General features: G+C 46.2%; 4 protein-coding genes. All 4 read right to left on the reverse strand.

The features are described 5' to 3' along the window. Positions 1-292: 292 nt before the first annotated feature. The 4 genes from SWOO_RS25395 to SWOO_RS02505 all read right to left on the reverse strand — a co-directional run bounded on the left by SWOO_RS25395 (position 293) and on the right by SWOO_RS02505 (position 13,367). Positions 293-9,982: a beta strand repeat-containing protein gene (locus SWOO_RS25395; protein ID WP_012323126.1), complete on the reverse strand. Its 9,690-nt coding sequence runs from the start codon at positions 9,980-9,982 to the stop codon at positions 293-295. 279 nt (positions 9,983-10,261) lie between these two features. After that, entirely contained in the window at positions 10,262-11,431 is a 1,170-nt protein-coding gene (locus tag SWOO_RS02495) for a heme biosynthesis HemY N-terminal domain-containing protein (RefSeq protein WP_012323127.1), read from the reverse strand. After that, complete coding sequence (locus tag SWOO_RS02500) at positions 11,428-12,579, reverse strand: uroporphyrinogen-III C-methyltransferase (RefSeq protein ID WP_012323128.1); 1,152 nt, start codon at positions 12,577-12,579, stop codon at positions 11,428-11,430. The genes SWOO_RS02495 and SWOO_RS02500 overlap by 4 nt, the downstream gene beginning before the upstream one ends. A gap of 56 nt (positions 12,580-12,635) precedes the next feature. Then, positions 12,636-13,367 (reverse strand): uroporphyrinogen-III synthase, encoded by a 732-nt coding sequence (locus SWOO_RS02505; RefSeq protein WP_012323129.1) that lies wholly within the window; start codon positions 13,365-13,367, stop codon positions 12,636-12,638. Positions 13,368-13,372 lie beyond the last annotated feature (5 nt).

Consider the following 13,372-nt stretch of genomic DNA (forward strand, 5'->3'; position numbering starts at 1 on the left):
CACAAATTTTTATCTCATTAGTCTTCTGGTCAGAAAGTGAGTGTCAAAGTCGGGTTCCAAAATCGAAAAGGGGTATTGATAATACAGATTTCACCATTAACGGTCAATTTTCATTCAATAAAAAGAGCTGCTTTAGCTTGCGAAAGTAGTCTTTTGTGCTAGTTATTGGGCTGTTTTGTATGTTTATCTATCTTAAATGTTTGTTTTGGAGGGGATTGATGTGAATGTAAGTTTGCAAATAAAAAAGTGGACCTTTGCCCACTTTTATTGACTAGAGAGTTAACTGTAATATCTAGGGCAAGAGATCGACAACAATGGCTTCATCGAAAAGTAATCCATCGAGAATGACAGTTTCATTTATGTCACCATACTCTTGGGACAGATCTACATTTTCAAGTGTGATAGTGACAGTATCTCCACCTGCGAGGGCGCCATTAGTATCTACTGTAATAATGGTGCTGCCACCGACAAAGTTAAATGTAAAGTAAGATTCAAGTGAGTTATTTTCCTCATCCAGTAAAACCTCCGATAGATCTAATATGTCGTGGGATAGGTTAAAGTTTTGCACTATATCGGAACTGGCATCTGCATCACCAGTTTGCCAGATAAAGGTATCATTATCTGAGTCTAAGCCTGCATCTAATGTATCAGAACCCATACCTCCAATGAGGATATCACTACCAGTTCCCCCATCTAGAACATCATTATCTGCTCCACCATTGAGGTAGTCATTACCTGCACCACCTGTGATAGTGTCATTACCTGAGCCACCCACTAACTCATCATCTCCATCAGCACCATCAAGCAGATCATCTCCCTCTCGTGCAAAGATACGATCGTTTAATTCGGCGCCAGTAAGCGTATCGTGGGAGGTTCCACCAAAGAGTAGGTTATCGACACCTGCGGTTCCCGTGATAGTCAGACTTGGATCGCCTTGGCTGTCGAACACAAAGTTGGCTTGAACGAATCTGGCTTGATAGGAACCACCGTCATTATCAAGGTAGGTGATGGTCCAGATATCACCTCCTGCTGGGGTATAGTTGTTGCTATTGATATAGTCTATAAGGGTGATACTAGGATCGCTCTCTTGAACAATTATTGAGTAATCAAATTCAGCCCGCATTAGGCCTGTTTCAACGTCATAAAACCAATCCGTTACACCATTTGCTGCGGCTAACACCACAAAGACTATGCCATTAATGGTGAGTCGGATAGATACCTCATCTTCTCTTTCTGTACCGGCTGTTCCTCCAATCTCGTTGGCTGGAATAGGGGTGTCAAAGGGACTTTTCTGGAAGTCGGTAAAGAGCACCAAACTAGCGAGATCTGGGTTATTAGTGATGTTAGAAGCAAAATTACTGTTTAATACTAGTTGTGCATCTTGGTCATTCCCTGAAGTTAAGGGGGATGAACCATCACCAATTTGAACGGACTGACCAGGAAGACTTGTAGGTGGAATGGTGTGTATATTGTAGGTGGTAATAACCTCTTCGCTACCTGATTGCATGGTAAAACTGAGTGTGTATTCGTTTGCTGCGGTTATATTACCACTAGGCATGTAGACAAGGTTTGTCAGCATATCTGTGGTGATAACGTCATTGACCGTTAAGGGAACAAAGATGTTATTTCCATCGTAGTAGCCAACTTCTCCTTCGCTTGGGATCATGGAGACGGTAATTGTGAGTGAATCGTTTGTATCGACATCACTTGGCGCTGTTAGCAACAGTGGATACCCTGCTGTGTATGGATCGACTATCTCCTCTAACGCGGCAGGCATCCAAATATCTTTTTGGAAGTCTCCCTCAAGAGGATCATTTGTGCCGTTGATGGTCACTGTTACTGTTTCAGTATCTGTGGCGCCGTTAATATCAGTAACGGTGACATCGAAACTAAGGGTGATACTTTCACCTATGGCGAGGAATTGAACCAATGAGTTTGCTATATTGTAGTCCCAACTATCATTGTCAACACTGAAGCCATCTATAAGGTCGGTGATCTGTTGTGCTGTAAGCACTGAAGTTATATCACCGCCAGTCCAGTTAATATTGTTGTTATACACCTCACTGACTGTGTGTGTATCGGTAAGATCAACATCGCTGAAACTGAGTACGCCGCTATCAGTTAACATAGGATCGCTGGCATCTTCAGTTACTTCTGCAGTTAAATCATTGATTGTTAATACAGGTGAATCGTTAGTGCCCTGCACGGTAACGATCACCAGTTGGGTATCGGTAGCGCCGAACTCATCGGTGACGGTGACGAGGAAAGTCTCTTGGGCAGATTGCCCTTCGGCTAAACTGTCGGCGGCGCTGTTATCTAAATTATATTGCCATGCACCCGTGGCCGCATCGATGCTGAAACTACCATAGAGGTTAGTTTGGGCTGCAAAGCTCCAGACTGGGTTATCGGTGACGATAGTATCAATATCGCTGACAGAGAGGGTGCCGTTAATAATGGCGGTACCAGCGACGACGGTGCCATCATCAAGGTTACCCGCTTCAATGACAGTACCACTTGCGCTGTCGCCTTGCTCAATTGACAGTACTGGTGAATCGTTAGTGCCTTGCACGGTGATGGTCACCACCTGCGTATCTGTGGCGCCAAACTCATCGGTGACGGTAACCAAGAAACTCTCTTGGGCCGTTTGCCCTTCAGCGAGACTGTCGGCGGCGCTGTTGTCTAAATTATATTGCCATGCACCCGTGGCGGAATCGATGCTGAAACTACCATAGAGGTTAGTTTGAGTGGCAAAGCTCCACACAGGGTTATCGGTGACTATGGTGTCGACATCGCTAACAGAGAGGGTGCCGTTAATAATGGCGGTACCTGCTACGACGGTGCCGTCATCGAGATTACCCGCTTCAATGACAGTGCCACTTGCGCTGTCACCTTGCTCAATCGACAGTACTGGTGAGTCGTTAGTGCCCTGCACGGTAACGGTCACCAGTTGGGTATCGGTGGCGCCGAACTCATCGGTGACGGTGACCAAGAAACTCTCTTGGGCAGATTGCCCTTCGGCTAAACTGTCGGCGGCGCTGTTATCTAAATTATATTGCCATGCACCCGTGGCCGCATCGATGCTGAAACTACCATAGAGGTTAGTTTGGGCAGCAAAGCTCCAGACGGGGTTATCGGTGACGATGGTGTCGACATCGCTGACAGAGAGGGTGCCGTTAATAATGGCGGTACCAGCGACGACGGTGCCATCATCGAGATTACCCGCTTCAATGACAGTGCCACTTGCGCTGTCACCTTGCTCAATCGACAGTACTGGTGAGTCGTTAGTGCCTTGCACGGTGATGGTCACTACCTGCGTATCGGTGGCGCCAAACTCATCGGTGACGGTAACCAAGAAACTCTCTTGGGCCGTTTGCCCTTCGGCTAAACTGTCGGCGGCGCTGTTATCTAAATTATATTGCCATGCCCCGGTGGCAGCATCGATGCTGAAACTACCATAGAGGTTAGTTTGAGCGGAAAAGCTCCAGACGGGGTTATCGGTGACGATAGTATCAATATCGCTAACAGAGAGGGTGCCGTTAATAATGGCGGTACCCGCTACAATGCTGCCGTCATCGAGGTTACCCGCCTCAATGACAGTGCCACTTGCGCTGTCACCTTGCTCAATCGACAGCACTGGTGAGTCGTTAGTGCCCTGCACGGTAACGGTCACCAGTTGGGTATCGGTGGCGCCAAACTCATCGGTGACGGTGACGAGGAAGGTCTCTTGGGCCGTTTGCCCTTCAGCGAGACTGTCGGCGGCGCTGTTATCTAAATTATATTGCCATGCACCCGTGGCGGCATCGATGCTGAAACTACCATAGAGGTTAGTTTGGGCTGTAAAGCTCCACACTGGGTTATCGGTGACGATAGTATCAATATCGCTAACAGAGAGGGTGCCGTTAATAATGGCGGTACCCGCTACAATGCTGCCGTCATCGAGGTTACCCGCCTCAATGACAGTGCCACTTGCGCTGTCACCTTGCTCAATTGAAAGTACAGGTGAATCGTTAGTGCCTTGCACGGTAACGGTCACCACCTGTGTATCGGTAGCGCCGAACTCATCGGTGACGGTAACGAGGAAGGTCTCGATGGCAGATTGCCCTTCGGCGAGACTGTCGGCGGCGCTGTTGTCTAACTCATACTCCCACGCACCTGTGGCAGCATTGATGCTGAAGGTGCCGTAAAGGTTAGTTTGAGCGGCAAAGCTCCAGATAGGATTATTAGTGATGATACTATCGATATCGCTGACAGATAGGGTGCCGGAGACGGTATCAGTGCCTGCTACAATGGTGCCATCATCAAGGTTACCGGCTTCAACCACAGTGCCACTTGTACTGTCACCTTGTTCAATTGACAGTACAGGTGAATCGTTAGTGCCTTGCACGGTAACGGTCACCATTTGCGTATCGGTAGCACCGAACTCATCGGTGACGGTAACGAGGAAGGTCTCGATGGCAGATTGCCCTTCGGCGAGACTGTCGGCGGCGCTGTTATCTAATTCATACTCCCACGCACCTGTGGCAGCATTGATGCTGAAGGTGCCGTAAAGGTTAGTTTGAGCGGCAAAGCTCCAGATAGGGTTATTAGTGACAATACTATCGACATCGCTAACAGATAAGGTGCCGTTAATCATGGCGGTACCAGCTACAACGGTGCCATCATCAAGGTTACCTGCCTCAATCACAGTGCCACTTGCACTGTCACCTTGCTCAATTGACAGTACAGGTGAATCGTTAGTGCCTTGTACGGTAACGGTCACCATTTGCGTATCGGTAGCGCCGAACTCATCGGTGACGGTAACGAGGAAGGTCTCGATGGCAGATTGCCCTTCGGCGAGACTGTCGGCGGCGCTGTTATCTAATTCATACTCCCACGCACCTGTGGCAGCATTGATGCTGAAATTACCATAGAGGTTAGTTTGAGCGGCAAAACTCCAGATAGGATTATCGCTGATGATGCTATCGACATCGCTAACAGACAAGGTGCCGGAGACGGTATCAGTGCCTGCTACAATGGTGCCATCATCAAAGTTACCTGCTTCAATCACTGTGCCGCTTGCACTGTCACCTTGTTCTATAGAGATCACAGGATCATCATTTGTTCCTGTGATGGTAATGGTAATCTCTTGAGCATTTGTGCCACCGTTACCGTCATCTATCGTGACTGTGAAGGTCATTGTAATGTTCTGACCTTGTGCTAGAAACTGTAGCAGATCATTATTGACCGTATAATCCCAGCTCCAACTATCGGTTTGTTGAGAATCTATCTGGGCTGAGAAGCCGCTACTTAGATCATCAATCTGCTGGCCGGTGAGTTCATCGGACAGTAAGCCTCCTGACCAAGTTGCAGCGGTTGTCAGTAGCGAGCTCATGGTATGGCTATCTGTGATATCAATATCATTAAAACTACCGCTACCATTTGCTGTTAGTGTGCTGGTTGGAACGACGGCTACATCTTCTTGAACATCTCCACTGTTGGTGCCCTCTATGCTAGGGATATCATTGGCGCCGTTAATAGTGATGGTAACGAGTTCAGTATCACTGCCACCACGACTATCTGTGACGGTAACATTGAAGCTGAGAGTGATGGTTTCGTTGACGGCTAAGAACTGCACTAATGCATTAGGGATACTATAATCCCAGCTGTCATTGTCGACGCTAAAACCGTCGATAAGTGTTGATATCTCAGCCTCTGAGAGTTGAGCGTCCAAGAGACCACCACTCCATTGAATATCGCCATTGTATATTTCAGTAATTGTGTGAGTGTCTGTGGCATTAGGGTCTGTAAAGCTGAGTGAACCTGTGTCGCTGAGGTTTGGGCTGGTAAAATCTTCGGTAACACTACCAAGAGGCTCGACTGAAAGAACAGGGAGGTCATTGTTACCAAATATGGTGATGTTAACGGTTTCTGTATCATTTGCTCCGTTGTTATCTGTCACTGTGACATCGAAGCTTAAGGTGATGGTTTCTCCCTCCCCTAAAAATTGAAACAGGGAGTTCAGAGCCGTGTAGTCCCAGCCGTTGTTATTTACGCTAAAACCATCGATTAGACTGTTAATCTCTTCATTGGTTAGATGATCTGAGATCTGGCCAGCACTCCAAACTAAGTTGCCGTTATAAGACTCTGTGACAGTATGAGTATCACCGTTATCTACATCGGTAAAGCTGAGTAAACCACTATCACTTAAGTTAGGCTCACTAATATCTTTAGTGAGCCCGCCAGTATCATCAAGGGTTAATACCGGAACATCATTGCTACCAGTTACTGTGATGGTGATCTCTTGGGTTGCTATGGCTCCAAATTCATCTGTGACTGTGACTAAGAAGATCTCATTGTGTTGCTCGCCAGAGGCTAAACTGTCGACAAGTGCACTGTTGTTTAAGGTGTAGTTCCAGCTACCACTATTGGGGTCTATGGTAAAACTGCCATAAACTCCCTGTGCATTACCGCCCCAGCTTAAGCTGGATCCAAGATCTACGTCGCTGGCTGTTACCGTGCCGCTAGTTTGTAAAATGCCTGGCTCAATATCATTACCACCATCAACCACTCCAGCCTCGAGTACGGCTCCTGTTGCTGATTCTGTATCAGAGGTGATAACTGGTGCATCGTTGGTACCTTGGACTGTGATTGTGATGACTTGAGTGTCTGTAGCTCCGAACTCGTCGGTCACCGTGACTAAGAAGGTCTCTATGGCAGATTGGCCTTCAGCTAAATTGTCAGCGGCGCTGTTATTTAAATTATACTGCCAAGCTCCGGTAGCACTATCGATACTAAAAGTACCGTAAGCATTCGTTTGAGGTGCAAAGCTCCACACTGGATTATCGGTGACTATGGTGTCAACATCACTGACAGATAAGGTGCCTGCAATAGAGGCTGTACCAGGCACTAATGTGCCATCATCGAGGTTACCGGCTTCAATCACAGTGCCACTGGCGCTGTCACCTTCCCCGATAAATATGATTGGTGAGTCGTTAGTACCTTGAACTGTTATTGTCACGACGATCGTATCGACAGCACCGAATTGATCCTCGACTGTGACTAAGAACTGCTCCTCAACTGACTCTCCCTCAGGAAGGGTGTCGGCGATACTTTCATCTAAGTCATAAACCCAGCCTCCTGTATCAGGATCTAAAGTAAATGTTCCATACTCATTGCTTTGGGGAACGAAGCTCCAAGTTTCAATGGTACCGCTATCAATATCAATGTCGCCAAGGTCGCCACTTATTTGTGTGGTGCCAGCTATGACTTTGCCATCGTCTTGGTTACCGGTTTCGACGACTTCACCGCTAGCCTCGGTTTGGTTGGATGTAATAACAGGTGAGTCATTAGTACCTTGAACCGATACAGTGACCAGCTGAGTGTCGGTGGCACCAAATTCATCGGTCACTGTGACTAAAAATGTTTCCTGAGCAAATTCCCCTTCGGATAAGCTGTCGGCAAGGGTGTTATCAAGAATGTAGGTCCACTCTCCAGTTGCAGCATTTAAACTAAATGTGCCATAAAGATTGGTTTGTGCACTGAAGCTCCAGCTTTGAGTTGCGCCGCTATCAACATCACTAGCGGTTAAGGTTCCACCTGTTTCGCTTACTCCGTCTACCACAGTTCCATCATCGAGATTACCTGATTCTATGACACTTCCTGAAGCATCAGCTTGGCTAGATGTGATAACAGGAGAGTCATTGGTACCTTGAACTGTGACGGTAACAAGTTGGGTATCAACTGCGCCAAACTCATCGGTCACAGTGACTAGAAATGTTTCCTGAACTTGTTGGTTTTCAGCCAAACTATCGGCTAATTCATTGTCCAGACTATAGGTCCAGGCTCCTGTGGCTGGGTCGATTGCAAAAGTTCCATATTCATTAGCTTGCGGATCAAAGCTCCAAATATGACTTGCACCAGAATCAACATCACTGACGGTGAGAGTACCACTTACCTGGGCTGTACCAGCGATAGGAGTGCCATCGTCTTCAGACCCAGCCTCGATAACAGTGCCAATAGCATCTGCTGATGTGGATGTTATTACGGGAGAATCATTGGTTCCTTGAACTGTCACTGTCACTATTTGTGTGTCGGTTGCGCCAAACTCATCTACCACAGTGACGAGAAAGGTTTCGCTGGCAGTTTGGCCTTCGGCAAGGCTATCGGCTAATTCGTTATCTAAGTTGTATCGCCACTGACCTGTAGCGGTGTTGATATTAAAGCTACCGAAATTGTTACTCTGTGGCACAAAACTCCAGGTCTGAATTGCTCCATCGTCAATGTCACTGGCAGTGAGCAAACCACTGGTTTGCGTTACTCCTGCTGTGATGGCTCCACTATCTTCGTTTCCAGCCTCGGTAACAGTGCCAGAAGCGTCAATATCAGTGGAGGTAATGACGGGGGAGTCATTAGTACCTTGAACTGTGATGGTTACTAGTTGAGTATCTGTAGCGCCGAACTCATCGGTTATTGTGACTAAGAAGCTTTCTTGTGCCGATTGCCCTTCGGCTAGGCTATCGGCCAAAGTGTTGTCTAGTTGGTAGCTCCACACACCAGTGGTTGAGTCTAAGCTAAAGGAGCCAAAATTGTTGGTTTGCGGGGTAAAGCTCCAACTGAGCTGGGCGCCGTTGTCGATATCAGTGGCGGTAAGTGTGCCCCCAACTACTGGTTCTCCTGGGATAATGGTTCCATCATCTTCATTTCCCGATTCTATCACTACACCGCTAGCCTCACCGAAAGTAGTGGTTATGATCGGAGCATCATTGGTTCCTGTAATATCGATACTTAAGGTTAATGTGACGATATCACCATCGGCATCGAGCAGTTGATAGGAGAAGCTGTCCGTCACTAACTCTCCTTGAGATAGTGACTGAACATCAGCTGAATCTGTTGTGAGCAGATAAGTGTAACTTCCATCTGCGGAGATCTGCAGCACACCAAAACTGCCACTAATAACAGTTTCTTGCCCAAGGGTTTGAGAGACTCCATCAGAGTTTACAATCAGTGATAGTGTGGCTGTATCGGCTCCTTGAGTATCATTATTAAGGACATTTCCGGTTACAGAGATTGTGTCTTCATCTAAATTGTTTGCGTCATTCTCTCCACTTGGGGCGTCGTCAAGGATATTGACACTGATAGTGGAGCTAGCTGAATTACCTAACTCATCGGTTAGTTCAAGAGCAAAGGTTTCAGTGATGGTGTCTGTAGTTAGGTTGTTTAAAGGTGAACTGAGTTGATAGGTGTAGGTTAATGTATTGGTCGATGGATCGAACGCGCTGATGGTTAACACCCCGTTGGCGGAGGCGAAGCTGATGGGCCCAGTGAACACCCCAGCAGCAAAAATAGCATTGCCGTTAATGGTGAGGTTTTCAATTCCATTATCTGTTGTGAATGAGATTGTATTTGTCTGTATGAGGGCATCAGCTAATGGCGCCGAACCTGCTGCTAGATTGGCTTCCGCCAGAGTCACACTGCTTGATGAGATAGTAGGAAGTGTAGGGTCGTCAGTAGTAACTGTTGGGTCAATCTCAGTTGCAGGAGCTCCAGCAAAGCCGTTGGTGTCATAACCACTGTCCGCCAGTGTTTCATCAGCGGATCGTCCTAAGGTGATAAAGCCTGAACCACCTTCATTTCCTCCGGTTCCAGCACCTGCAGCGGTGGCAGGAAGATCGAGTGTTGGATCATCACCTGCTAATATCTGCGCCTGTATCGCTGCGATCTCGTCATCTATGCCAAACACTTCACTCTCTGCTGTTAGTGCTTGTTGTAGATCATCTGGCAGCGCCTGTTCTGGTTCTGGCGGTATGATATTTTGTTCATTAATTATTGAACCGTCAGCCATCTGTAGATTGAACTGAGCGGTGGCTGAGAAAATAAGTTGCTCACCCTCTTCAATCAAATCGCCAATTGCCAATTCTCGTATATTGCCCTGCCCATCCTTGGCTTTTAGTTGCCCAACCAGATTGATGACAATGGCATCTTGAGTTGCTGTTGACACACCCATATCTATATTCCCGAGTTGATACTCTGAATTCGTAAGCGATCTATTTGCAATAAATTAGATGCTACTTTCCTAACTAGTCTCTTAAAGTCTGGGTCAGATACATGAACTGTCAAATGAGCTCAATGACTCCTAAAGTTCAGATGTGATAGTGGATGCAGAAGATAATGTTGATTAGGTCGGGTGATTCAATTGTTTAACGAGGAATAAGTAGAAATAGAGTAAGTCATAATAAGAAAACTAGCTTGATACTAGTTTTCTTATTAAAAATGGATATAAAAATTAATCAGCTTTGATGGCGTTTCTATAGCTTAATATCGCTGGGTTCTGCTCACCTAAATGCTCTTGAGCTTCACCAAGAGCTAGCCAGTGAGCCTTGCTGGGTTGTATCTGACAAACTTTTTGCCAGTACTCTTTCGCTCGACGGTGATCACTATTTTGCTGATGAAGTTTAGCTAACAAGATCTGAAAATCGATATTTTCAGCATGCTTCTTTTCCATCGAAAAGATCAATTCTCTCTCATCAAGATCTGTGGGTAATAGGATCTCTCCTAGACCAGTTAATAATTCAGTTGAAGGAGAACTCTTAAGATGTTTCATAAGTAGTTTTAACGCTTCAGGCTTTCTATCGTATCGGTTTAATCCAATACAATAGAGGGTGAGATAACTCATCTCTTTTCGCTCAGCCCGACTAAGCCAATGCCAGACTTTCTCTAACTCCTGTTCGCTAACCTCTGTAGCACTGAGGAGTAGAGAGCGATTGGTTGACATAGTTAACTCTGCAAATGCTGAATCACTCAGTAATTGGCGTTTTTTTATGATTGGTAGCAGCAGTTTAAGGGCATTAAAGTCTGACTGGGCTTGATACAGCTCGATGGCGAGGCGCAGCACTGGAAGTTTGCTCTTACTCGACGGAGAGAGTTTATCTAGCTGCTCACGTGCACTGATTAAATCACCTTGCTGAAGCAGGTAGCGAGTACGTGTCGTGGTGACAGCATTAACTGCTATTGGCTCTTTCTCTGCTTCATTCAGGTAATTATCACGAGAGGTTGAATCATTTTGGTGTTGCGCAGCCCTTGCTGCTGCGAGTAGGTTCAATGCGGGGAGCTCACCTTTTTCAGCACCTTTAGCCATGGCTTTTTCTGCTACAGGCCAATCCTCTTCAGCGAGTGCCAAGGCGCCAACGAGCGTGTGTTTTCTCGCGGCTTTTCTACGCCACTTTTCAGGCAGTAAACGGCTGCTTAAGATTAGGTTAAGAAGAAAAACTAAACACCACTCTACCACCTGTAGAATGCAGTAAAACAGAATTAACCCGACGATTGCCGTGACGACACCCATCTCGACTTCATAGTCCCAAAATGCGACATAAAGATAGCCGTTCATACCATCGAAAAATGGACTTATACATAGGCCGATTAAGATAATAGCTAGGTAAGCAAGCACTCGGATCATAGTGAAGGCTCCTCAGATATCATCAAATTACCATGGATAACAAGCTGCTGAAGAAGTGGGGTTGATGAAAACTGTTGGATCTTAGGTGTTTGAATCTCAAGGGTGCTTAGTGCATCTAATGCGGCTAATGCCTCCTCAGTTTGAGTGTTCTTCAGATCGAAATATTGGTAGATCCACTTCCTAGCCAAAGTCAGTGACTGACGATAGTTGACCTCATCTTGACGGTAAAGTGCAAGTTGAGATTGAAGTAGTTTATTTCTAATATTTTCGACTAGATACCACTGCTCATCAGGCTTTAATAGGGGGGTAACATCTGTGGTTCGTTTGCGTACCACAACAAAGTCGTCCATCAGGGCTTGCCATGACTTGGCCAAGTTACTCTGCCAGTCATCGATCGATTCAGTCATCTTGCTATTATCGACCATGTTTGCTGCATTGATTAAATCGGCTCGGTTGAGTGGTAGCTTGTCCAGATTTTCAATCATGCTATCTAACATCAATACTGTACCTGCGATATCAGTACTTTTAATGACGGAGACTTGCGCAATATCCTGAGCTAACGCTTTTCTCAATGGCGTTAGGGATGGGTCTTTCATCGATTCTATTCTTTGATCGGCAGCCTTCAGTAAGCTGACCGCTGTGCTGGGATCTTTTTCTAACCATAATTTGCTGCCAGCCATTCTAACTAGGTATTTTGCTTCCTCTGCCATCCAGTGATTTGGATTTCTTTGAGCCAGTTTAGCCACGCGATCGTTAAGTTTTAACTGGGTGGCGTTAAGGTTTTCTAACTCTTGGCTGAGTTGAGCTTGTGCTTGACGTTGCTCTTGGTCAAGTCTGGATATCTGGTTGGAAGGCTCTTTAAGTGCAAGCCTTAACTCTTGAGCTAGATTCTGTGCTCTGTCAGTCTGCTTAGTAAGCTCTTGGTGCAGATAGTAGCCGCCACCTAAGGTCACAAAGGTTAATAGTAAGATTAGAACTAAGTTAAACAGAAACCCCCAAGAGACGCCTGAACTGCGACTATCTGATTGGGGAGTGGGTGATGATGTCTCATCTGTGCTCTTGGATATGTTTAAAGCTTGAGCCTTCTCTTCTGAGACAATCTCTCTCTTAGGCTCTTGCAAGTTTTCATCTAATTCTTTGTTGTCCATTAAACAGTCCTTGAGGGCATACCGCTACAATAATGTGAGTATAAGGCCTTGTCGGGCTAAATGGATAAGCCTAGGGCGGAAAGCATGGCCTTACTATTTGCAGCTTTGGCGTTGGTAACGTGTTCGAGTCCATAAGCTAAAGCTTGCTCCTTAACTCGGGAGCTAGGGACTATAATATGACATGCACGCAGCCAAGCAAATAACTCTTTTGGTACAAGTTTGATTAGGCTATGGAGAATTTCTCCACTGGTGATGATAATCGTATCAACTTTTTCATCGTGCCATAGATAGGGAGTACGTTCATTAATGGCTGGGCAAGCTCTTTGGTATGTTTCCCAGTAATTAACCTTTGCTCCACGTTGGGTCAGTTTCTCAGCCAATGTTTCTCGCCCACCAACTCCTCTGACAATCATGATATTTTGACCGGTAAGCTCTTGTAGATCGGCAAGGGTCAATAAACCTTCGGTTTGCTGGCAATCAGATGGTGCTGCAAATGCGTCTATGCCTAATGCCTTTAAAGCTTGGAAAGTGGCGTCACCTACGGCATAAAATTGAGCTGTCTTGTGTTTTTTTAGCTCAATAACTTGTGAAGAGAACTCAACGGCATTGGTGCTGATAAAGATGATGATATCGGCGGCATTAAAATGAGCAATAGCATCTTGGTCTTGGTGAGTTTTACTTGCCTGAACTTCCAGTAAAGGCGTAATGATGTAAGGGACCCCAAGTTGAGTTAGGGCCTCTGACATCGACTGATTGCGGCCTTTTGGCCGCGTCAGTAATAGTTTCATCGACT

Origin of the sequence: Shewanella woodyi ATCC 51908 (assembly GCF_000019525.1) — a bacterium.
Classification (GTDB): Bacteria; Pseudomonadota; Gammaproteobacteria; order Enterobacterales; family Shewanellaceae; genus Shewanella; species Shewanella woodyi.

What these genes read in the sequence shown, in the direction of transcription:
- SWOO_RS25395 (WP_012323126.1), bottom strand. Translation starts at nt 9,982, where the DNA reads ATGGGTGTGTCAACAGCAACTCAAGATGCCATTGTCATCAATCTGGTT.
- SWOO_RS02495 (WP_012323127.1), bottom strand. Translation starts at nt 11,431, where the DNA reads ATGATCCGAGTGCTTGCTTACCTAGCTATTATCTTAATCGGCCTATGT.
- SWOO_RS02500 (WP_012323128.1), bottom strand. Translation starts at nt 12,579, where the DNA reads ATGGACAACAAAGAATTAGATGAAAACTTGCAAGAGCCTAAGAGAGAG.
- SWOO_RS02505 (WP_012323129.1), bottom strand. Translation starts at nt 13,367, where the DNA reads ATGAAACTATTACTGACGCGGCCAAAAGGCCGCAATCAGTCGATGTCA.